Source organism: Rhodoferax ferrireducens (genome assembly GCF_003347515.1).
Lineage (GTDB): Bacteria > Pseudomonadota > Gammaproteobacteria > Burkholderiales > Burkholderiaceae_C > Rhodoferax.
This window is the reverse complement of record NZ_QEII01000059.1, coordinates 1-257: the sequence shown is the minus strand read 5'-3', so window position 1 is coordinate 257 and position 257 is coordinate 1. Positions and strand designations below refer to the sequence as shown.

Below are 257 nucleotides of genomic sequence, written 5' to 3'. Positions count from 1 at the left end.
AAAGCCAGGTTCTCAGCATTGGCGCCGGCAGAATTGGCATTGAATGCAGCTGCCTCCGAATTGGCGAAACTGCTACGTGAAAAAACGTAGCCTTTTCAACGCGGCTCTTCTGATTCCACTTTCGCTGCCGTGTTTCACTTTACCTACAACCGCGCAGGATCGGTCGGGCGACACCGCACCCGTCGTCGAAAAAGCCGGTACAACTTATGCTCGGGCGCATGAAATTGATGAGATGCTTTCAAAGTATTTCAAGCCCG

The 257-nt window shown here is 52.1% G+C and carries 1 protein-coding gene; it reads left to right on the top strand.

What is annotated here, in order from left to right; translation table 11 throughout:
- Positions 1–76: 76 nt before the first annotated feature.
- Positions 77–257 (top strand): hypothetical protein (locus C5P05_RS34165; RefSeq protein ID WP_232834268.1); only part of this gene is annotated, 181 nt, incomplete at its 3' end.